General features: G+C 59.1%; 17 protein-coding genes. 16 read left to right on the forward strand and 1 reads right to left on the reverse strand.

Annotated elements, in window-relative coordinates:
* The 16 genes from ACIPLA_RS01815 (at position 1) to ACIPLA_RS01890 (ending at position 18,980) form a co-directional block, all read left to right on the forward strand.
* Positions 1 to 2,247, forward strand: a complete 2,247-nt coding sequence (locus ACIPLA_RS01815) for a GumC family protein (RefSeq protein ID WP_401170896.1) — start codon at positions 1 to 3, stop codon at positions 2,245 to 2,247.
* Between the two features lie 142 nt (positions 2,248 to 2,389).
* Positions 2,390 to 3,781: an undecaprenyl-phosphate glucose phosphotransferase gene (locus ACIPLA_RS01820; RefSeq protein ID WP_401170899.1), complete on the forward strand. Its 1,392-nt coding sequence runs from the start codon at positions 2,390 to 2,392 to the stop codon at positions 3,779 to 3,781.
* 29 nt (positions 3,782 to 3,810) lie between these two features.
* On the forward strand, positions 3,811 to 4,518 hold the full coding sequence (locus ACIPLA_RS01825) for a WecB/TagA/CpsF family glycosyltransferase (protein ID WP_401170901.1): 708 nt from the start codon (positions 3,811 to 3,813) through the stop codon (positions 4,516 to 4,518).
* Positions 4,519 to 4,541: 23 nt separating this feature from the next.
* A complete protein-coding gene (locus tag ACIPLA_RS01830; RefSeq protein WP_218395040.1) occupies positions 4,542 to 5,621 on the forward strand; it encodes a glycosyltransferase in 1,080 nt (359 codons plus the stop codon).
* Positions 5,618 to 6,727, forward strand: a complete 1,110-nt coding sequence (locus ACIPLA_RS01835; protein ID WP_401170904.1) for a glycosyltransferase — start codon at positions 5,618 to 5,620, stop codon at positions 6,725 to 6,727. Before ACIPLA_RS01830 ends, ACIPLA_RS01835 begins: the two co-directional genes overlap by 4 nt.
* A complete protein-coding gene (locus ACIPLA_RS01840) occupies positions 6,727 to 8,040 on the forward strand; it encodes an O-antigen ligase family protein (protein ID WP_401170907.1) in 1,314 nt (437 codons plus the stop codon). The genes ACIPLA_RS01835 and ACIPLA_RS01840 overlap by 1 nt, the downstream gene beginning before the upstream one ends.
* 17 nt (positions 8,041 to 8,057) lie before the next feature.
* Positions 8,058 to 9,011, forward strand: a complete 954-nt coding sequence (locus tag ACIPLA_RS01845) for a glycosyltransferase family 2 protein (RefSeq protein ID WP_401170910.1) — start codon at positions 8,058 to 8,060, stop codon at positions 9,009 to 9,011.
* Between the two features lie 13 nt (positions 9,012 to 9,024).
* Positions 9,025 to 10,443 carry an oligosaccharide flippase family protein gene (locus ACIPLA_RS01850; protein WP_401170913.1) on the forward strand — a complete coding sequence of 473 codons (1,419 nt, stop codon included), beginning with the start codon at positions 9,025 to 9,027 and terminating at the stop codon, positions 10,441 to 10,443.
* Positions 10,444 to 10,526: 83 nt separating this feature from the next.
* The gene (galE, locus tag ACIPLA_RS01855) at positions 10,527 to 11,591 is read left to right on the forward strand and encodes a UDP-glucose 4-epimerase GalE (RefSeq protein ID WP_401170915.1); all 1,065 of its coding nucleotides are present in this window, start codon (positions 10,527 to 10,529) and stop codon (positions 11,589 to 11,591) included.
* Positions 11,588 to 13,060: a family 16 glycosylhydrolase gene (locus ACIPLA_RS01860; RefSeq protein ID WP_401170918.1), complete on the forward strand. Its 1,473-nt coding sequence runs from the start codon at positions 11,588 to 11,590 to the stop codon at positions 13,058 to 13,060. The genes galE and ACIPLA_RS01860 overlap by 4 nt, the downstream gene beginning before the upstream one ends.
* A 101-nt stretch (positions 13,061 to 13,161) precedes the next feature.
* The gene (locus ACIPLA_RS01865; RefSeq protein WP_401170920.1) at positions 13,162 to 13,473 is read left to right on the forward strand and encodes a hypothetical protein; all 312 of its coding nucleotides are present in this window, start codon (positions 13,162 to 13,164) and stop codon (positions 13,471 to 13,473) included.
* A gap of 928 nt (positions 13,474 to 14,401) precedes the next feature.
* Complete coding sequence (locus tag ACIPLA_RS01870) at positions 14,402 to 14,968, forward strand: methyl-accepting chemotaxis protein (RefSeq protein WP_371317122.1); 567 nt, start codon at positions 14,402 to 14,404, stop codon at positions 14,966 to 14,968.
* Positions 14,965 to 15,612: a hypothetical protein gene (locus ACIPLA_RS01875; RefSeq protein ID WP_218395049.1), complete on the forward strand. Its 648-nt coding sequence runs from the start codon at positions 14,965 to 14,967 to the stop codon at positions 15,610 to 15,612. Before ACIPLA_RS01870 ends, ACIPLA_RS01875 begins: the two co-directional genes overlap by 4 nt.
* 357 nt (positions 15,613 to 15,969) lie before the next feature.
* Positions 15,970 to 17,256: a CmpA/NrtA family ABC transporter substrate-binding protein gene (locus ACIPLA_RS01880; protein ID WP_401170923.1), complete on the forward strand. Its 1,287-nt coding sequence runs from the start codon at positions 15,970 to 15,972 to the stop codon at positions 17,254 to 17,256.
* A 15-nt stretch (positions 17,257 to 17,271) separates the two neighbouring features.
* Positions 17,272 to 18,123, forward strand: coding sequence for a nitrate ABC transporter permease (ntrB, locus tag ACIPLA_RS01885; RefSeq protein ID WP_401170926.1), 852 nt, complete (start codon positions 17,272 to 17,274; stop codon positions 18,121 to 18,123).
* Between the two features lie 65 nt (positions 18,124 to 18,188).
* Positions 18,189 to 18,980, forward strand: a complete 792-nt coding sequence (locus ACIPLA_RS01890) for an ABC transporter ATP-binding protein (protein ID WP_401170929.1) — start codon at positions 18,189 to 18,191, stop codon at positions 18,978 to 18,980.
* 120 nt (positions 18,981 to 19,100) lie between these two features.
* On the opposite strand, the gene ACIPLA_RS01895 is transcribed toward ACIPLA_RS01890, so the two are convergent.
* Complete coding sequence (locus tag ACIPLA_RS01895) at positions 19,101 to 20,045, reverse strand: proline iminopeptidase-family hydrolase (RefSeq protein ID WP_218395053.1); 945 nt, start codon at positions 20,043 to 20,045, stop codon at positions 19,101 to 19,103.
* Positions 20,046 to 20,059 lie beyond the last annotated feature (14 nt).

A 20,059-nucleotide genomic window follows, 5' to 3' on the forward strand; every position in this document is an offset into this window, starting at 1 on the left:
ATGGACAACAGCCCTAGCCTATATGTCGAACGTCCGATCCAGCCGCGTGTGCCGCAACATCAGCAGTACAGCGAGGAAAAGGACACCATTGACCTGCTCAAATACTGGAGGGTTATCTGGCGCGCCCATTGGAAAATCTGCTGGTGGGTCCTGTTTGGCTGTGTGTTGGCGGTGGTTACGCTGTCGTTCATTCCTTCGCAGTACATCGGCAGCACCACGTTACTGATCAAAGAGAAAACGCCACCGTTGTTGGCCTTCCAGCAAGTCACGGATTCGAGCGCCGGTACCGTCGATTATTTGCAAACACAATTGGCGCTCCTGCAATCGCGCGATCTCGCTGAGCGGGCAGTCAGAAAGCTCAACCTGACCACGCACCCGGTGACTGATCCACGCCAGCAACCGCAGTCATGGTTTGCGCCGCGCAAATGGTTGGCAACGCTTGAGCTTGGTCAATGGCTGCCAGTACTGGGCCGTTTGACCCCCGTGCAGGTGATGCCCTCCGAAGCCGAGATCTTCAATGAAGTCACGCAGAACCTCATGCGGCACACCACCGTCAAGTTCGTCGGCAAGAGCCAGTTGATCAAAATAGAGGTGGAGCAGCCCGACCCTGGTTTGGCAGCCGCTACTGCCAATGCAATTGCTCAAGGCTTCATCGATAGCCAGCTCGATAACAGCCTGAAGTCCTCGCTGACCAACACCAGCTGGATGAACTCACGCCTGATCGAGTTGCGCAATAACCTGCGCAGGGCCGAAGACAAACTTCAGGGTTACCGGGAAGCACAAGGCCTTGTCGACGTCGGTGGTGTCGCCACCATTAGCGCCAATGAACTGGAAATGACCGGCAACCGCATGATCGATGCCCGTCGTAATCTGGCAGAGGCCGAGAGCCAGTTCCGCCAGGTACAGGCCCTGAGCAATGGTGACCTGAGCAAGCTTTCCAGTGTTCCGGCTGTCTTGAGTAACCCTTTGGTGCAGAAATTCCAGGCGCAACAGGCCAAGGCCCAAGCCAAGGTCGAGGAGCTGTCCGGGCGCTATGGTCCAAAACATCCGACCCTTGCTGGCGCCCGTGCCGAGTTGCGGACGGCTACCGACAGTTTGCGCTTGCAGGTTCAGCAGGTGGTTGCCGGTATCGAGCGTGAATATCAGCTATCACAAGCCAATGAAAACTCACTGCGCAAATCCTTCAACAGCAACAAGGCGCAGCTACAGGATATTTCGCGCAAGGAGTTTCAACTGCGTGAGTTCCAGCGTGAAGTCGACAGCAGCCGCGCGCTGTATGAGACCTTTATCACCCGTTTGAAAGAAACCGCGGCCACCTCAGACATGGACTCCACCAAGGCACGCATCGTCGACCCTGCAATTGTTCCTCTGGAACCCAGCAAGCCGCGTAAAAAACTGATTCTGGCGATTGTCGCTGTCGTGGCTGCGCTGATCGGGGTAGCGCTGGCATTGCTGTCCGAAACCCTGAACAAAACCTTCAAGAGCGACGAAGCCATTGAAAGTACGCTTGACGTTCCCCTGCTCAGCGTCGTGCCGCTCGTCATGAGGAAAAGCCGCCGGCAACTCGCGCGACTGTTCGACGACAACGACCATCCGCGCTTTTGCGAGACCATTCGCAACCTGCGCACCTGGTTGATGCTGCACGGCGGCGACATGCCGTCACAGGTGGTACTTGTTGCCTCGACCATGGCCGAAGAAGGCAAAAGCACCATCGCCAATAACCTGGCCTACTCCCTTGCCAAGCTGGAACGGGTCCTGTTGATCGATGCCGATATGCGCAGACCCAGCCTTTCGCTCAACTTCGATTTCCCGGCAGACAGCCCGGGATTGGCCAACGTCCTGGCGGGCACTGCGCGGCTCGAGGACTGTATCCGTTCTGTCGGCAACCTCGACATGCTGCCGGCCGGAAAACTGTCGCCGCCACCGCTGGATCTGCTGGGTTCGACGCGCCTGGCCCCAATGCTTGAGGCGCTGAAGTCGCGGTATCAACGCATCATCATCGATTCCCCCCCGGCACAAATGGTCAGCGATGCACTGTTGCTGGCCAAGCATTCGGACGCGGTGATCTACGTAATCAAGGCCGAAAGCACGCCTGTCAGCGAAGTACAAAAGTGCCTTGCGAACCTGCAGCAGAGCCATGCACCGGTGTTCGGTGTGGTGCTTAACCAGGTTGACCTGAGCAAGGCCCGAAAACAAGGCTACAGCCATTCCGATACGTTCCAGAACTATGACTACCTGTCCAGGTAGCACCTTGCGTCTGTCTCACCCGTAGCCCCCTTCAAACATCTACTAAAAACTGCTTCATCCCAGTCGAGCTATACCAGCGTGCGGGAACGAGGGCGTGCAATGTTTGGCGCCGATGTCCAACCCATGCCCGGAGGTTACGCCGATGACATCGCTCTACGCCGCTCAAATGACGCGCCGCCGAGGTCTGACCTTCTGGGGCCAATGGCTGTGCGCGCTCAGTCTGGTCAACCTGCTGCTGATGTTGCTGGTGTATTGGCGCGTTGGCAGCCTGACCAGTGAATACCGTGTGCTGATAATTCTCACCGTGCTCGGTTCGGTGCCGATCTACAGCGTCATGCAGGTTTATCACAAGCGTCATGAATGGTTGTCAGGGCTCGCACGGTTGCTGGCGGCCTGGATGATCTTGCTGGCCGTGCTGATCAGCATTGCCTTCGTCACTCAGACCAGCGTGATTTTCTCCCGTCAGGTGATCATCGTCTGGGCCGTATTGGGCTACCTGATCCAGGCGGCGAGCTTTTTGCCCCTGCACTACCTGGCCCGCCTGCATTCACACAAGCTCTGCAACGAGCGCCGCGCGGTGATCATCGGGACCTGTCCGACCGCACATACGCTGGCCAGAAAACTGTCCAGGCGCAATCGCGTACCGCTGCTGGGTTTTATCGCAACCGCCGACCATACCGGCCCGGCCCCGAGCATTCTGCCGCTGCTGGGGCGTATCGACGAGGTTCGCGAAATCATCACCCGCCTGCACGTACGCCGCGTCTATATCGTTTTGCCGATGGCACAAGCCGCCATCATCGAGGCGCTGTACATCGATCTTCTGGACGTGAATGTCGACGTGGTCTGGATCCCGGATTTCGGCAGCATGGTGCTGCTCAATCATTCGATCTCGGAAATAGAGCGAATGCCCGCCATCTACCTCAATGAAAGCCTGATCAGTTCGCACCCCGGCAGCCTGCTCTGCAAAGAACTGTTCGAACGTAGCCTGGCCGCCGTGGGCATTATCGTGCTCAGCCCCTTGCTGCTGATCGTGGCGGCCGCCGTGAAGCTGTCTTCGCCCGGCCCAGTGCTGTTCAAACAAAATCGCTACGGCTGCAACGCTGAGGTGATCAAGGTCTGGAAGTTCCGGACGATGCGTGTGCATGACGACAACGAAGTGCGTCAGGCCACCCGCGATGATGAGCGCATCACTCCGCTTGGGCGCTTTTTGCGCCGTAGTTCCATTGATGAACTACCACAACTGTTCAACGTGCTCTTCGGCGAAATGGCCCTGGTCGGCCCGCGACCGCACGCCGTCACGCACAACATTTATTACACCGGCAAAGTTCGCGCCTACATGGCCCGTCATCGCCTCAAGCCGGGCATCACCGGTCTGGCCCAGATCACCGGGCATCGAGGTGAAACCCAGACGCTGGAAAAAATGCAGCAGCGCGTCGCCCAGGACCTCAACTACATCAACCAATGGTCGCTGTGGCTGGACATCAAGATTCTGGTCAAGACGCCTTTTACGTTGTTCTCAAAAGACATCTATTAATAGGGTCGGTTGACCCTGAGGCCCAGCCAATGATCGACCTGGAATTAATCGGGCATTACGCACCCACTCTGCTGGACGCCAACAAGGCATTTTCCTTCATCAATTTTGCGTCCGTCGGCGGTCTGCTCGACCGCCCCCCGACTTCCATCGCCTATTTTTGCGACGGCATGCTGATGTCGACCTTCATGTCGCGCATCACCGGGCGCGCGATCGGCCGGGTCAGCTTCGACTTCACGTCCATCGCCGATTCTGTGTTCAGTTATGCCGAGAAACACGGCAAGCGCCTCTATTTTGTCGGTGCCCGGCAAGCCGAACTGGACCTGTTCCTCGATAAGATCAGGGCTCGCTATCCCACGCTGATTATTGCCGGGCATCACAATGGCTATTTCGATGCAGCGCAGGCCGCGTGCATCCTGGCAGACATCTGCCGCAGTGAAGCGAATATCCTGATCGTAGGCCTGGGCGCCGGGCTTCAGGAACAGTTCGAGCAGGATGCCCTGCGTGCCGGCTTCAACGGTGTGGCATTCACCTGTGGCGGTTTCATTCGCCAAGAAGCCACGGCAACGCATGATTATTACCCTGAACTGATCAACCGCCTGCATCTGCGCGCGTTCTATCGGATGTACCGCGAACCGCACACCATCAAACGCTACCTGATCGATTACCCGACCAATTTTGTTCATCTGTTGGTGATGATCATCCGGCGAAAAGTGACCATCAATATCACTTATCCCTGAACATCCAGTACCGAGCCACGACCATGCATATCCTGTTCACCCTCAAGGACTTCAAGCCCGATGGTGGCCTCGAGCGTGTCCAGCAACGCCTGGCCAGACAGTTTCTGAAAGATGGTCAGCGTGTCAGTTATTTCGTCATGAATGGCGACACGCCAGACGATGAAGGAACGGCCACGCTCAATGGCGGCGGCAATGGAATTGTCGGCCTGTTCAAGTCCATCGTATTGCTGCGCCGGATCATTCGTCGCGAACAAGTGACTCACCTCATCGCAGCCAAAGAACAAGCCAACCTCTGCACCTGGTTTGCCACCTTGGGTAGCCCCTGCAAGGTCATCTATAGCCGTCATGCAGCACTGGATTGCGGTGAACAAAAAATCAGCCCCGCCACCTTGCGCCTGCTCTATGCGTTGTACCTCTGCGGCAACGGCCAGGTAGTGACGGTTTCCAACGGCTTGCGCCAGTCCCTCTCTGACCTGGTGCCCTGGGGTCGCGAACGCATTCGTTATTGCCCCAATGCTGTGGTCACCGAGCAACTGCTCAGTGCCGCACAGACGCCCATGTTCACCGGTTTGCCGGCGCAGTTCTGGCTGGCAGTGGGACGGCTGATAGAACCGAAAGGTTTCCACCTGCTGCTCGATGCCTATGCCCTGGCCTTGCGCCGTGCTGCGCTGCCGGATCTGGTGATCATCGGCGATGGCCCGCAACTCGCCGCGCTGACCTCACAGGCCAGCCGCCTGGGCATCCAGGACCGTGTGCATTTCACCGGTTTCCTGAGCAATCCCTACCCTTTTATCAGACAGGCAAGACTGCTGATCCTGAGTTCGTTTCATGAGGGCTTGCCGACCGTGCTGATCGAAGCCCTGGCGCTGGGCACCCCTGTGTTGGCCTGCGACTGTGAAACCGGGCCCCGGGAACTGCTTGATAACGGCCGCCTTGGCGATCTGGTCAAGGTCAATGATGTACCGGCGCTGGCCGAAGGGATGCTGCGCAGCCTGATTTCGCAAAGCCAGGCGACACCAAGCCGGGAAGTGGCCGCTGAAGCCGTCCGACAGTACACCAGTCAACATGCCGCGCAAGCGTATTACCAGGTTTGGAATCAATGAAAAGACTGCTGATTATTCTGCAGGACTTGAATGGCGGCGGCGCCGAAAAAATGATGGCGCGGCTCGCCGGTGCGCTGACTGACGCAGGCAATGACGTGACCTTGTTGATGCTCACCGGCACGGGTGTGAACTCGCTGTGCCTCGACCCCCGGGTCAAACAGGTGCAGTTGCACAGTGCGCGCAGCGCCAGAGCCGTGCCGGCGCTGGCACGCTTTCTTCGCCACAATCGCTTTGACGCACAACTGGCCGCCCTTACCCATGTCAATGTCGTAGCCATCGCCGCGGCTGCGCTGTCAGGTACGCTGGCGCGCCTGCATGTCAGCGAACGCAACGCGTTTTCCCGTGACAGACACGTCAATCCGGCATTGATGGTGCGTATCGCCTATCTGTTGGCACCACTGCTGTATCGGCTCATCCCCAATCCGGTGATCTGCGTCTCGCGCGGTGTTGCTCAGGACCTGGTCGACACCACCATCACGCGCCCGCAGGATGTCACCATCGCTGACAACCCGGTGCTCGACAACGATTTTCGCGACAAGACGCCGGGACGTCCAAACCATCGCTGGCTGTCGAAAAAAACCGCCCCGGTGATTGTCGCTGTAGGTCGCCTGGCACAGCAAAAAGGCTTTGACGTATTACTCGATGCCTTTGCCCGATTAGCCGATCCCAGTGTTCGATTGATCATTTTCGGCGAAGGCGCGCTCAGAGCCGAGTTGCTCGAGCAGGCCATTGCCCTGGGCGTGGCCGACCGCTTCGATCTGCCGGGCTATACCAGCGATCCATTGGCCGAGGTGGCAGCGGCCGATTGCTTTGTGCTGTCGTCGCGTTTCGAGGGCAGTCCCAACGCGCTGGTCGAGGCCCTGTCCACGGGCACCCCAGTGGTATCGACCCGCTGCCCCTATGGCCCGCAAGAGATTCTCGACAATGGCGCGATCGCCCCGCTGGTGGCGGTCGATGCCCCTGACGCACTGGCCCAGGCGATCACCGTGGAACTGACGTTGCCGCGTGATGCACACCGCCAGGCGCGCATCGATGCCGCTGCCCGTTTTGTGAGTGCGTGCGCGGCGAAGACTTATCTCGATGCCTTGCTAGGGAATCAATCGTGATGAACAAACTGGAAGTCAGGTACACCACCCTGCGCGACGCTTTCACATTGTTCGGCGTGCTGTTCTACACCCAGGTCATCGGATTTTTTTTCGGGTTGGCTGATACGTCGAATCTGGACGCCGCCGAAAGAGACCTCGAAGGCAACGTGGTCAACCAGATCTGCGGCCTGATCACCCTGCTGGTTCCGCTGTTCTTCTTCATCCGCAACAAGGTCTTCATCAGCAAAAGCTTTTACAGGAACAACACCTTCCTGCTGATATTCATGCTTAGCCTGGCCGTATCGATCAGTTGGTCCTACGACCCGATGTTGAGTTTCAAACGGTTTGTGGCGCTGATCAGCGTGGTGTTCTTTGCCGGTTTCATTGCCTACAACTACAGCCTCGAGAAAATCGCTTTCATGCTCGGCTGCACCATCGGCGCTGTAGCGTTGTTCGGTTTGATATTCGCGCTGGTAAGGCCCGACATCGTCTTCATTGATGGCGGCATTCGTGACGGTGCGTTCAAGGGGATTTTCCCGGAAAAAAATGCCGCTGCCCGAATCAACGCGATCGCCATTCTGTTACTGCTGCCGATGATCCGTCAGCGCAATCCCTGGGCCATCGTCTACTCATTATTCTCGCTGATCGCGATTGCGCTGGCCCAATCTGCCACGGCAATCGCACTGATTATTGCCGGCACCGTGAGCTATTGGTACTTCCTCACGCTGATTCGCCTGCACATCAACCGCTCACTGACAGCATTCCTCGCTACCACATTCATTTATTTGCTGATCTGCCTGTTTCTATACGGCAATTACACCCTGCTGCTGGAACTGATGGGGCGTGATGCATCACTCACCGACCGCACGCTGATCTGGGACTTGCTCACACCGCTGATCGACGCCGAATTCCTCAAGGGTTACGGCTTCGGCGCTTTCTGGTCCAGCCCGGACGCCGAGACATTCATCAACCGCTGGGGTTACATCGGCAATGCCCACAGCGGCTACATGGAGACCTTGCTCAACGGCGGTGTCATCCAGCTGACAGCGCTGATCCTGATGCTGATCGAGGCGTTGATCAAACACTACCGGGCCGTGGTAGCGGATCAGTCGGCGCGGTTTCACGCCAGCGCTATGGTCATCATCGGAGCGTTCATGCTCACCAACTATGTGGCGTATGTCGTTCCCAACTACCGCTCCGCAGAGTTTCTGGTGTTCTGCGTCCTCGCCCTGTCCTTTCGGCATCACCACGCGACATACCCCGAGTGGTCACGGCCAACCCTGGGTCAGCGTCCGCCTGGCAAGGCATTACCACGCGACTCAGCCAATGCGTAACAGAAGGAGAAATAACCATGCCAGACCAAGCCCCCTCTTCACGCCCTACGGTATGTGTCGTGATCGCGATGTACAACGGCGCCGACAGCATCGAGCAAACACTGGCGTCCGTGGCCGGGCAAACCCGACTACCCGATCACGTCATCGTCATCGACGATGGTTCCACCGATGATGGACCACAACGCGTCAAGGACTTCGCGGCGCCGTTTCGCCTGACGCTGTTGCATCAAGCCAACGAAGGCCAGGCCAGTGCCCGCAACCACGGACTGCAGCACACTGAAGAGACTTATGTGGCGTTTCTCGATGCCGATGACAGATGGTATCCGCAAAAGCTGGAGCGACAACTGGCACTGTTTGAGGAACTGAGTCGTCAGGGACGGCCGGTGGCGCTGATAGATTGCTACGTGCACAACGACTACAGCGACGGTACGCGAATACTGGAAAACCGGCAAAAAAACGGTAGGCATTTCGATGATTTCATTCGCGCCAACGTCCTCAATGGCGTGTCCTCCGCGATGGCCAGACGTGATGTGATCATGCAACTCGGCGGCTTCAATGCCAGCCTGCGTTACTCCGAAGACCGTTTCATGTGGACCCGGATCGCCGAACACTGGGAGGTTCACACCGTGCCAGAGGTGCTGATGCAGCGCATGGTCAACAGCGGCAACATGACCGCGCAACCGACAAGGTACTACCCGTACAAGATCAGGTTCATCGAAGCGTTCCTCGCCCACTTTGGCCCGCAGTTGAGCAAGCAGCAACGGATCGATTTCGCTCTGGGCAGCCACTCCGACTTTCTCGAACTGTTTTCCCGCAGAGGCGAGCATGCCCAGGTGATCGATGTATACCGGCGAATGCTGGAGTACTCCTGGCAAACGCTGATCTTCAGGAACGGCAAACCGACATTGCGCTTGCTCTATGCATGCGTCCAGTCATTGCGCAAGGCAGTTGCATCAACCACCGCTCATTGAGCCGGTATCCGCCATGGCCAATCACCGTCTGGTTAAATTGATCTGGATTTTCACCGAGAAATTCGGCCTGATTTTCCTGTCGATGATTACCTTTGTCGCGTATGCCAGGCTGCTGTCGCCCACGGAGTTGGGTGTGGGCACGGTCATCATTGCCATCGTCGAGTTGATCGGCATGATGTATTCCTCGGTTCTGGAAGACCCGCTGGTACGACTCGAGCGGCTGGAAGACAAACACATCGCCACAGCCTTCTGGGCGTCGGTACTCGTCAGCCTGGCGTCCATCGTCGTCATCTCGGGCGCGGCGATGCTGTACACGCCTCACCCGATGCTGCAATGGATGACGGCGGTGGCCTCGGTAAAAATCCTGTTCACCATGATGGCGCGGGTCTATGTGGCGCAAATGCGCCGTAGCGGCAACTTCAGGATGCTGGCGTCGCGCACGCTGCTGGGCAAGGTGTGCGGGGGCGTGGGCGGCATCGCTGCCGCACTCTGGGGATTGGGCGCCTGGGCGGTCATTGCTCAGGCACTGATCATGGAGTTCGTGTCCGTTATCGTATTGATGCGCGCAGACCCGCGCCGCATTGCCTTTTACATTGACGGCCCGCTCTTGCGCGAACTGTTGAGGGCCGGCGCACCGGTTGCCGTCAACGCGCTGAGTTCGCAAACGCTACAGCGCGGGGTCACCGTCATCCTGGGCATGACGGCCGGCACCAACGCAGTTGGCATGTTCAACATGGCGATGCGCATCATCGATCTGCCGCGCACGGCGATCTATCACGGCCTGATCAGCTATGCGCTGCCGGTGTTTGCCCGACGCAGCGCCGATCCATCGCGGTTGCGCACGATCGTCAGCGATTCGACCGCCGTCAGCTGCTTCCTGCTGACGCCCCTGTTCATCGGCATCGCACTCACGGCGCACGATCTGATCCTGTTGATCTTCGGCGCCAAATGGACCGAGGCCATTGTGCTGCTGCAAGTGCTTGCATGCACGGCAGCCATCGGTAATACCGCCATGTACGCCACGACCGCACTGGTCGCGGTCAATTGCAGCCACCTGACCATCAAGGCCGAAGTGGCAACCACCGTATTGGCACTGGCGCTGGTTTATGGCTTCGGCAGCCTCTATGGCGGCATGGCCGCCGCCCTCGCCCTGCTGGTCCGGATGGCGATCATCACGCCACTGCAAATCCGCGGGTTGAACAGTGCAATCGGCTATGGCTGGCGGCGATTTTTCGAAACCAACTATCGCAGCGTGATTGCTTCGTTCGTCATGGCGGCGATCGTCCTGATGGTTTCTCCCCGCCTGGGTGTTCAGGGCTACTTGCACCTGATCTACAGCATCGTGGTTGGCGCACTGAGTTATGCCGTGGCGTATAGCGTGATGCATCCGCGCTGGCCGCAAGAATTCAAATCGGTTTTCACCATCCGCTGAGAGGACGCACCCGACAACCTTTTCCCTTCCCGGACCCCATTCTCCTGACTCGTGCAATTTCCTTGTGACAGGAACGCCTCATCATGCACAAAACCACGTTGATTACCGGCGGGGCCGGATACATCGGCTCCCATACCACCCTGACCCTGATTGACGCCGGTCGACAGGTGCTGGTCCTCGATAACCTGTGTAACAGCTGCCGCGAATCGCTCACGCGCCTGGAGTATCTGACTCGCAAGCGAGTCGATTTCATTGAAGGTGATATTCGCGATAGTCAGCTGCTCGACGATATTTTCAGCCGCTACGACATCGACGCCGTGATGCATTTTGCCGGCCTCAAGTCCGTCGAGGAAAGCGTTCGCAAGCCGCTGGATTATTACGCCAACAACGTGGTTGGCACGCTCAATCTCTGCCATGCGATGGCCCGGTCTGAGGTCTTCAAACTGGTGTTCAGCTCGTCGGCCACCGTGTATGGCGCCCCCCGGCAGATACCGCTCATCGAAGACATGGGCGCAGGCAAACCGATCAATCCCTACGGCCGCACCAAGCTGCTGATCGAAGAGTTGCTCACCGACCTGTGCCTGTCCGATCCGCAATGGAGCATTGCGGTGTTGCGCTACTTCAACCCGATTGGTGCTCACGCAAGCGGGCTGATCGGAGAAAACCCCAATGGCAGACCCAACAACCTGCTGCCTTGCCTGACACGGGTCGCGATGAGGCAAGTGCCCGAACTCATGGTGTACGGCAGCGACTACCCCACTGTCGACGGAACGTGCGTGCGCGATTACGTCCATGTGCTCGACGTTGCCGATGGCCATCTCAAAGCGTTGCGGGCGTTGCAGAACACAAACGGCATCCACGTCTGGAACCTGGGAACAGGCATTGGCCATAGCGTGCTGCAGATCATCCACAGCTTCGAGAACATTACCGGTATTACCATCCCCTTCCGGTTCGCACCGCGCCGCGACGGCGATATCGCCGAATGCTGGGCCGACCCCACCAAGGCAGGGCGTGATCTAGGCTGGTACGCACAGCGCGACCTGATGCAAATGATCATCGACACCTGGCGATGGCAATTGTGTAATCCGCATGGGTACCGCTCCCAACCCGGATTGGCGGCATCGATTGCGTTAAAGCAATGGGTATGAGCAGGTTCATTCTTTTGGCGACCCTGCTATCGGTCGTTTGCAACGCGTCGGGGGGCACTTCCCCGCCGCTGGCCAACGGCCTGGTGCTGTGGCTCGACGCCGCCGACGCGTCGACTATGACCCTCGATGCCCAGAACCACCTCCTGCGGTGGCACGACAAGTCCGGCGAAGCCAATGACGTTACCGTAGACAATGGCGCAGACGCCGCACTCCCCCAGCGTGTGGAGAACGCCATGAATGGCCATCCGGTGGTGCGCTTGAGTGGTACTTCAGCCTTCCTTGGCAAGGCCATTCGTACGGCAAAAGGCCCTGTTACCCTATTGATCGTGTCACGCAGACTAAACGAGCAAAGCGGCGGCGAGACCTGGCAGCGACTGTTCAGTTCGCGCCCGATAATCGCCGATAACGACAACGTGCCACCGAACTTCGCGATCAGCGTGCAACAGCGCACCGCCTACGATCCGACCCTCTTCGTCCTGGAACTCAACGACGTGCCCATCGGCCCGTACGCGGTGGGGCGCAACGTAGTCGGCAGCGTCGAACATTTGCGCGGCGACATCGCCGAAATACTGATGTACGACCGGCACCTCGCCTCCCTGGAGGAACGGCAGCGCGTCTTTCAGTACCTGGCGGACAAGTGGTCCGTCGCCCTTCCCAAGGCTGCCAATTCCTGGACCCGCGTCGGCCCGCTGGGAAAGGTACCGGAACGGACCCACACCGGACTGCCGCTGTCCGATCAGGGCAATGCCGGCCAATGGAGGTTGGACACACAATTCTCCGACGATTTCGACGGCGCGACCCTTGACCCCAGCCGCTGGCACGTCAACAACGCCACTGGCACCGACTCGCTCGGGCGCAAACCGGCGCTGTTCATGCCGGACAATGCTTACCTGAGCGATGGCCATCTGAACATCGTTTTCCGCAAGCAAACCTTGCCGCAAAAGTACGTAAAACTCGGCTTTGAAGGTTACAGCTCGGCGATGGTCCGAACGATCGAGCGCAGTTTTTACGGCTACTACGAAGCCCGCGCCAAACCGATGGACTCGGCCGGCTCCAGCGCCTTCTGGCTCGCGTTTACGGGGCTTGCCGACAATGCCACGGAAATCGACATCTTCGAAATCGGTGGCAAAACCAAAAACGCCTCCTTCGACCGTCGCTACAACATGAATGCCCACGTTTGGGCCACGCCGCACAGCACCGAACATTTGAGCGATGGCAGCAGTTGGGTCAGCCCATGGCGGCTGGCCAGTGCCTTCCATGTCTACGGTTTTGACTGGCAGCCCGACACATTGTGCTGGTACGTCGACGGCGTACTGGTGCGCGAGGCAAAGAACACCCACTGGTTCTTCCCCATGCATATCCTCTTTGACAGCGAGGCCATGTGGCAGTGGTTCGGCGTAGTCGACGACGCCGACCTGCCCTCCACCTTCAGCGTGGACTACCTCAAGGTGTGGCGTCGCGGTAGATAGTCGCAACTCGGCCGGGTTTTCTTGAAAGGCCCCAAGCGCTTTTCACAGGGGCCAGGCATCCCCCCAAATCCAGGAACCCACCCATAAAAGAGGTCGCAGCAATGAACGGTACGATGACTTCCGATCAAGCGATAGCCTGCCTGAATCTGGCGCTTGAACGTAACAAACAACTGTTCAGCGACGCCTATCACTTGAGCCACGCCGCCCTTGATCTTCTCGATCAGCCCAACATGGACGCGGAAAAGTTCACCCAGTATCAGAGAAAAAGACGGCAGGCCGATCTTAAATACCTGGAAGCTATCGAGCACTTGCGATTAATCATGGCTGAATACCCTGTCCATCTCTTCTCTGCGCAGAACTCAATACATGAGCCACTGGGATGCCGGATCGACCGTTCTGGAAAACATGCTTAACGCCCTGCGCGAACCAGAACAGAGCACTGCGGCTCGGAAATTCCCGCGACTGGTGCGTTGATCGCCTTTTCTGCCTTCGTAGCCCTATCGCCATCGAATGGCGCCCCTCCCACTGCGCGAGCGACAGGCTGACAAGTTGTCGATGGCACGGCTGGCAAACAACTTGCTTAGGTCTGATCAGGCTTGAGCCATCAACGACGATGGCTTCGCAAACATCACGGACAACGGCGTCCGCTCCCCTGCGCATTACGACAGGTGGGCGTGCGCCGTTTTTGCTTTCACCCCGGCATAAAAGGAAATCCTCATGCCTGCTCAAGGAATGCTCCCCCCGGGTCACGCCATCGCGCCTGCGCACAGCGGTGTCGGCAAGTCACGCCCTGCTGGCATTGCCCTGCGGTCATTGTTCGACCCTGGCATGGCCCTGCTCGAACGCACCAGGATCGGCCTCTGGTTACCACTCGGGTTGGCCCTCGGCGCCTGCGGTCTCGCACTGGCCGAACAGCCAGCAAGCGCACTGGCCCTGATACCTGGCGTCCTCTATCTGGGGGGCGCGTGGCATCTTCGGGAGCGTCATCAACGCCATCTACAGATATTCTGGGACACTGAACTGGCACAACTGCTGCGCAGCTCCCGGGATGCCGACCCAGCGACGCTACTGGTGGCCGCCAGCATGCAACTGCGCAACAACGAACGCTTGCGCAGCGAAGTACAGTTCGCCAGTCGTGCGCTGGAGCAAATGTCTCAACAGGCCCGCGACCAAGGTGAGGAACAGAGCCAACGAATCGCCATGATCGCCACCGCCAGCGAGCAAATCGATCAGACCTTACACAGCATTGATGCCTTGGCCCAGGGCGCGCTGGCAGCCTTCGCCAACGCTCATACCATGAGCGAAACCGGTTGTCTGGAGGCGCGTTCAGTGGGTGACAGCATGCGCGCCATTCAGCACAGCCTGGGCAATACCGCACACGCCGTGGAAGCATTGCTGCAGCGCACCAGCGCAGTAGAAAGCACCGTCAATAGCATTCAGGCACTGGCCAAACAGACCCAGTTGTTGGCACTCAATGCCTCCATCGAAGCGGCCCGTGCCGGCGAGCACGGTCGCGGTTTCGCCGTGGTCGCCGATGAGGTCCGCAGCCTGGCCCAAGCCACGGACCGGGCTACCCATGAAATCACCACAGCCGCGACGGCGATCGCCATGGCCGTGCGCCAAGTGGATGGCGAGGTCAAGGAACACCGCGGCCTGCTGGCAGCCGGTAGCCAACAGAGCGAGCAACTCGCCGCCAACCTCGACGACCTGGCTCAACATAGCCAGATCAATCTGCAACACCTCGGCGCCATGCAGCAGGCGCTCAGCGAGCACCAGCAAGCCAATCATGACCTCAGCGAACAGTTGCAACAGGTCAATGCCACGGTGCAAGAGCAGAGTACGCGGACCCATGCGCTGCACGACCTGACCCATTATCTCAACCAGCTCACCGTCGGAAACCGCCCATGAACCTACAATTCGCCGCCGCACTCGATGGTGGGCAATCCCGACGAACCCGTCTGCCACACAACGACGCGGGACTCAGACAGATGCTTTTGCTGGGTCTCGACCTGTTGCAAGGTCTGCAGCAGCATCGCGGTCTCGGCGGACAGACCTCCCGCGAGGCACAGCAACGTTGCCAGGCACTGGGTCATTCGCTCGACCAACGCTGGAAAGAATGGCCGTATAGCGCACAGTGCCAGGCCTGGAACGCATTACGCCGCGAACCTGCGGATTTCGAGGGCCATTGCCGGTTGCTGCAAGACTTGCTCGGCGCCATCCAGAACCTCGAACTGCGGCGCTGCGCGCTTAATCTGCAGCCCCCGAGCATCGCCGAGCGCTGTTGGGAGCTGGAAGACCTGGGGCGGCTGCGCGGCCTGTCGGTGCGCGCCGCCGCCCATCAGAATTGCCCACTGCAAATGCTTGTTCAATTGCAGTACCTGCACGAGCGCTTGCTCAGGCATGCCCCCCGCTCGCTGCACAACGCTCTCGAACGACTGCAACGCTGCCTGATCGGTACAACGACAGTGTCCATCTCCCCAGCGCAGTGCTACGCCCTGCTCACCCCCTTGCTCGACGAGCGCCTCGACGCCATCCGCCGGGATCTGGGCTAAGGCTTACCTCCATTCGACTTCGCAACGGTGCGCAGGAGAGCTGTTTTAGTTCACCTCGCACCCAAGCTGCCCAAAAAGCGATCAGTGCTTCGCTCTCCCCCGGCTCTACGCCCCCTTCGATATCTTTTTAGAAAACATCACAAAACTACTTCAAGCCTTTGTACCAATTGATTTTTTTTGCATAAAAAAACTCGGACATAAACTTGGCAAGCCCTTTGCTACTACTGACTAACAGACTTATGCGGCACGCCAATGGCGGCGTGCTGCACTTTCCGGACAACGGCGTCCGTCAGGTCCCTCTATCGAGGGTGCCTGGCGCACGCCGTTTTTTTTTGCCCCTAAAAAAAGGATGTGGTTATGACTGATGAGCGTGACTCGCAACATCCGGTACACCCTGGCCGGCGCACTTTTCTGAAGCAATCCCTGGTGACGGCAGGTACTGTCGCCGGGATCGCCGCCCTCGATGTTGTCGCGCCGGGCTTTCTGCGTAGCGCAGTCTGGGCTGCCGGCAGCGACGCGCCGGAGAAAGCTGCACTGAAGGTCGGTTTCATTCCCCTCACCGACTGCGCATCAGTCGTGGTGGCGGCAACCCAGGGTTTCGGCGAAAAATACGGCCTTACTATCACGCCGAGCAAAGAGGCCTCCTGGGCCGGCGTACGCGACAAACTGCTCAACGGCGAACTGGATGCTGCCCATGTGCTCTACGGCCTGATCTATGGCGTGCAACTGGGCATCGGCGGGCCGCAGAGAGATATGGCCATGCTCATGGGACTGAACCAGAACGGCCAGGCGATCACCCTCTCCAAACAGCTGCAGCAAGCGGGCGTGACCAATGGCGAGCAACTGGCCGCCAAGGTCAAGCAAGGTGGCACGCCACTGACCTTCGCCCAGACGTTCCCCACCGGCACCCATGCCATGTGGCTCAATTACTGGCTCGCCAGCCTCGGCATTAACCCGCTGACCGATGTGAAGACCATCGTGGTGCCACCGCCACAGATGGTCGCCAACATGCGCGTGGGCAACATGGACGGCTTCTGTGTCGGCGAGCCTTGGGGAGCCCGGGCGATTGCCGACAACATCGGCTTCACCGCCGTTACCACCCAGAAACTCTGGCCCGATCACCCGGAGAAAATCCTTGGCACCACCCGTGCCTTCGTCGAGCAATACCCCAACACCGCCCGGGCGTTGACCATGGCGGTGCTCGACGCCAGCCGGTTCATCGAGGCCAGCGTAGAGAACAAAAAAAGCACCGCCCAACTGATTGCCGGCAAGGCCTACGTGAATGCGCCCGTCGAAGTGATCGAACAACGCTTCCTCGGCCACTATGACGACGGGTCAGGCAACCAATGGACGGACGAGCATGCGATGTCCTTCTGCAAGGATGGCAGCGTCAACTACCCCTACCTGTCGGACGGTATGTGGTTCCTCACTCAGTTCCGTCGCTGGGGCCTGCTCAAGGAGGATGTGGACTACGCCGGTGTGGCCAAGTCTATCAACCAGACAAAACTCTACGGCGAAGCCGCCAGCCAGCTTGGCCTGACTGTACCGGGCAGTCCGCTGCGCAGTAGCACCCTGATCGACGGCAAGGTCTGGGACGGCTCCAATCCGGCCGCCTATGCCAACTCCTTCACCATCAAAGCCTGACCGGAGTAACCCGCCATGAACGCACCCCTCAAGTTGCCAGCGCCGCCCACCACTACGGCGAGTACCCAGCCAGAGCGTCGCTCTCCCTTCCTGAGCGGGTTGCGTCAACGCGCCAGGGATGGCATTGCCCCAGCATTGGGTATCGCCCTGTTTCTCGCCGTCTGGGCGTTTATAGCCGCACGCAGTGAGGGCCTGCCCGGCCCGCTCGCTACTTGGTATTCAGCCCTGGAGCTGTTCAGCGCCCCCTTCTACGACAACGGTCCGAACGACATGGGCATTGGCTGGAACGTACTGGCCTCCCTTGGCCGGGTCGGCATCGGCTTCGGCCTCGCCGCCCTGCTCGGTATTCCGCTGGGCTTCGCCATCGGCCGCTTCGCCTTCCTAGGCGGTATGTTCGCGCCGATCAACAGCCTGCTACGTCCGGTCTCGCCGCTGGCGTGGTTGCCGATCGGCCTGCTGGTGTTCAAGGCCGCCGGCCCGGCATCGATCTGGGTGATTTTCATCAGCTCGATCTGGCCGATCATTCTCAACACCGCCGCAGGGGTCGCCAGCGTGCCGCAGGACTACTTGAACGTCGCGCGGGTGCTCAAGCTCAGCGAATGGAAGGTGTTCACCCACATCCTGTTTCCTTCGGTGCTGCCGCATCTGATGACCGGTATTCGCCTGTCCATCGGCGTGGCGTGGCTGGTGATCGTCGCCGCAGAAATGCTCACCGGCGGTGTCGGTCTGGGCTTCTGGGTGTGGGACGAATGGAACAACCTCAATGTCGAGCACATTCTCATCGCCATCATCATCGTCGGTCTGGTCGGCCTGCTGCTCGAGCAGGGCCTGTTGTGGATCGCCAAACGCTTCGACTACACCAACTGAACCGACGCCCGCGCGGGTGTTTGGGTTGCCCGCACCTGACGCTTACCCGATGCAGGAGAACCGAGATGACTAAATTCGTCGAGCTGACCCAGGTCAGCAAGCACTTCGACACCAAAAAAGGCCGCTTCCAGGCCCTCAGCAACGTCAACCTGAGCATCGCTCGTGGCGAGTTCGTCTCGTTGATCGGCCATTCAGGCTGTGGCAAATCCACGGTGCTGAACCTGATCGCCGGTCTGCTTGAAGCCAATGGCGGCGGCTTGATATGCAACGGTCGCGAGATCGACGGTCCCGGCCCTGAGCGCGCAGTGGTGTTTCAAAACCACAGCCTGCTGCCCTGGCTGACTTGCTTCGGTAATGTGCACCTGGCTGTGGAGAAGGTATTCGGCAAACGCGAAAACAAGGCCGCGCTGAAGGCGCGTACCGAGGCGGCGCTGGCAATGGTCGGTCTTGAGCATGCCATGCACAAGCATCCCAGCGAGATTTCCGGGGGCATGAAGCAGCGTGTCGGCATCGCTCGCGCGCTGGCCATGGAGCCGAAAATACTGCTGATGGACGAACCCTTCGGCGCGCTCGACGCCCTCACCCGCGCGCACCTTCAGGACGAGCTGCTGCGTATCGTTGCCGCCACTCAGAGCACCGTGGTGATGGTCACCCATGATGTCGATGAGGCCGTATTGCTCTCCGACCGCATCGTGATGATGACCAACGGGCCGGCGGCCACCGTCGGTGAGTTCCTTAGCGTTGGCCTGGCAAAACCGCGCAATCGCCTGGTGCTGGCCAACGACCCCGAGTACCACCGCTATCGCACAACGGTCCTCGAGTTCCTCTACCACCGCCAGCAAATGCCGGCGGCTTGAAAACGAAACAAGTTTCGGGGTGGCCGTGACCGATATGACCCTGGCAGCGGAATCCAACGGTCGAGGTGTGCTCGTCAGCGACGGTGGATTCTTCTTGCCACGGAACAGGAAAGACACGGGTCAGAGTGAGAGCTCTTCAAGCTTGCGATCGCCAGCCATCGCCCCGTTCAAGCACTCATCCAGGAACCTCACCACCGTTCCCATGCAGCCGACCCGCTCCTCGACATGGGGCATATGGCTGGAGTTCTCGAACAACGCCCAACGAACATTCGGGATCTGCTGCAGAAAGGGTCTGACCACCGTCGGTGTTGCTTCATCGTAGCGACCTGAGATCACCAGCGTCGGCACGTTGACCTGCGGCAAACGGTCGACGATGGTCCAGTCTTTCAGGCTGCCTATCACATGAAATTCCGTCGGCCCGCTCATCGCATGGTAAACGGTGGGATCGGCATCGACCTGGGCAAACGTACGCGCGACTTCTTCGGGCCAGGGAATGACGCGACACACATGGTTGTCGTAAAAAACCCTCGAAGCGTCCTGATAGGCGGCCGCTTGAAAATCCCCTGCCCGTTCGTACTCAAGCAAAGTTTCATGGACCCCGGCAGGCAGCAGTTGACGTAAACGGTTGGCTTCCTGAACCCAGACGCGCATGTCCGACGGGGAATTAGCGAGGATCAAGGCCCGTAGTCCCGCAGGTTGGCGTACCGCGTGCTCGCTGGCGAGCATGCCGCCCCAGGATTGCCCCAGGAGTGCGTAATTGTCGCTGATACCGAGATGATCCAGCAGGTTGTCCAGCTCCTCGAGAAACAGCGCTACGTTCCAGAACGAGGTGTCTTTTTCCGGCAGGTGGGTCGAGCGACCGTTACCCAATTGATCGTAATGCACCACCGCCCGCCCACTCGCGGCGATGTCCTTATAGGCATCGACGTAATCATGCGTGCAGCCCGGGCCGCCATGCAAAATCACCAGCGGCGTGTTCTTGCCGTCAAAGTGACCTGTGACGCGATACCAGGTCTGATAAGGACCAAAAGGTGCGAAGCCTTCGCGTATTCCGATAGATTCCATTTCTTCGTGCCGCC

Source organism: Pseudomonas sp. NPDC086112 (assembly GCF_044746425.1).
Taxonomy (GTDB): domain Bacteria; phylum Pseudomonadota; class Gammaproteobacteria; order Pseudomonadales; family Pseudomonadaceae; genus Aquipseudomonas.